Annotated in this window: 2 protein-coding genes; both read left to right on the top strand. The window is 62.4% G+C overall.

Annotated elements, in window-relative coordinates; translation table 11 throughout:
• The first annotated feature begins 150 nt into the window (after positions 1–150).
• Positions 151–1,470 carry a proline--tRNA ligase gene (proS, locus tag VK804_RS08420; RefSeq protein ID WP_325369824.1) on the top strand — a complete coding sequence of 440 codons (1,320 nt, stop codon included), beginning with the start codon at positions 151–153 and terminating at the stop codon, positions 1,468–1,470.
• A gap of 75 nt (positions 1,471–1,545) precedes the next feature.
• Positions 1,546–2,238: ABC transporter permease (locus VK804_RS08415; RefSeq protein ID WP_325369822.1), on the top strand; the 693-nt coding region annotated here is incomplete at its 3' end.

Here is a 2,238-nt window from a genome sequence, read left to right as displayed (position 1 = left end):
ACTGGCGTTCTCGTGAGCCGCAGAATGCGCGATATTCCGCCTTGTTGATCCGGTACCTGCACCGCTTCCGGGCTCGCGCCCTTGTGTTTTCCCGGCCGATCCGGTTTCACTGCGGGCCTTCCGTGTTTCAACGATTCTTTGAGTGTACCTATGCGACTGTCGCGATTTTTTCTGCCGATCCTTAAGGAAAATCCGAAGGAGGCCGAGATCGTTTCGCATCGGCTGATGCTGCGCGCGGGCATGATGCGGCAGGAGGCGGCGGGCATTTATGCCTGGCTGCCGCTGGGCTTGCGGGTGCTGAATAAGATCGAGCAGATCGTGCGCGAGGAACAGGACCGCGCCGGCGCGCTCGAGCTGTTGATGCCGACGCTGCAACTGGCCGACCTCTGGCGCGAAAGCGGCCGCTACGACGCCTACGGCCCGGAGATGCTGCGCATCACCGATCGCCACAAGCGCGAATTGCTGTACGGGCCGACCAACGAGGAAATGATCACCGAGATTTTCCGCAGTTACGTCAAATCCTACCGCAGCCTGCCGCTCAATCTCTACCACATCCAGTGGAAATTCCGTGACGAGCAGCGCCCGAGGTTCGGCGTGATGCGCGGGCGCGAATTCCTGATGAAGGATGCCTATTCGTTCGATATCGATGAGGCCGCGGCGCGGCGTTCCTACAACAGGATGTTCGTCGCCTATTTGCGGACCTTTGCACGGATGGGGTTGAAGGCGATTCCGATGCGCGCGGAAACCGGCCCGATCGGCGGCGATCTCAGCCACGAATTCATCGTGCTCGCGGAGACCGGCGAGTCCGCGGTCTATTGCGACAGCGACGTGCTCGATCTGCCGGTGCCCGGCGAGGAGGTCGACTACGAGGGCGATCTCAGCCCGATCATCAAGCAGTGGACCTCGGTCTATGCCGCGACCGAGGACGTCCACGACGCCGCGCGCTTCGACCGCGAGGTGCCTGCTGCGAAGCGGGTGACCACGCGGGGCATCGAGGTCGGCCAGATCTTCTACTTCGGCACCAAATATTCGGATGCGATGAAGGCGCTGGTCGCCGGTCCCGACGGCGCCGAAGTGGCTGTTCATGGCGGCTCCTATGGCGTCGGCGTGTCGCGGCTGGTGGGCGCCATCATCGAGGCCTGCCATGACGATGCCGGCATCAAATGGCCGGAAGCGGTCGCACCCTTCAAGGCGGTGATCCTGAATCTGAAGCAGGGCTCCGATGATACCGATGCGGCCTGTGAAAAGCTCTACCGCGAGCTCACAGCCAAAGGGGTCGAGGTCTTGTACGACGACACCGACCAGCGCGCCGGCGCCAAATTCGCCGCCGCCGACCTGATCGGCATTCCCTGGCAGATCCTGGTTGGGCCGAAGGGACTGGCCGAGGGCAAACTCGAGCTGAAGCGACGCAGCGACGGCGCGCGCGAGAATTTGAGCCCGGCGGATGTCGTGGCGCGGCTGACCGCGTGAGTAATTATCCACCGCAAGCGCCGGGATGTCGGACATCACGGCTACAATTAGCCCGAATCGTGTGAAAATCGGGCTATGGATGAATCCATGAACGAGACAGTTCGAACCCCACCTTTCGCGCCATTCGAATGGCTGCTGTCCGGACGCTATTTGCGGGCACGTCGCAAGGAAGGCTTCATCTCCGTCATTGCCGGCTTCTCCTTCCTCGGCATCATGCTCGGCGTTGCCACGCTGATCATCGTGATGGCCGTCATGAACGGCTTCCGCAAGGAACTGCTGGACAAGATACTCGGCCTCAACGGCCATCTCCTGGTGCAGCCGCTGGAATCGCCGCTGACAGATTGGAAAGACGTCGCCGACCGCATCAATCGGGTTCAGGGCGTCCGTCTTGCCGTGCCCGTCGTCGATGGGCAGGCGCTGGCGTCCTCGCCGTTCAACGCCTCAGGCGTCTTCGTTCGCGGTATTCGCGCCGACGACCTGAACAATCTCACGTCGATCGCCTCAAACATCAAGCAGGGCTCGCTCGAAGGGTTTGACGAAGGGAAGGGCATTGCCATCGGTCGCCGGCTGGCCGACACGCTGTCACTGCACGCCGGCGACAGCGTCACGCTGGTCGCGCCGCAGGGAGCCGTGACGCCGATGGGTACGGCGCCGCGCATCAAGCCCTACAGGATCACGGCAGTTTTCGAGATGGGCATGTCGGAGTATGACGCCGGCATGGTGTTCATGCCGCTGGCCGAGGCACAGGCCTACTTCAATCGCAACAAC

It is taken from the genome of Bradyrhizobium sp. (genome assembly GCF_035484855.1).
GTDB lineage: Bacteria > Pseudomonadota > Alphaproteobacteria > Rhizobiales > Xanthobacteraceae > Bradyrhizobium.
The sequence above is the reverse complement of the archived record's forward strand: the minus strand, read 5'-3'. Positions and strand labels throughout refer to the sequence as shown.

What these genes read in the sequence shown, in the direction of transcription:
- proS (WP_325369824.1), top strand. Translation starts at nt 151, where the DNA reads ATGCGACTGTCGCGATTTTTTCTGCCGATCCTTAAGGAAAATCCGAAG.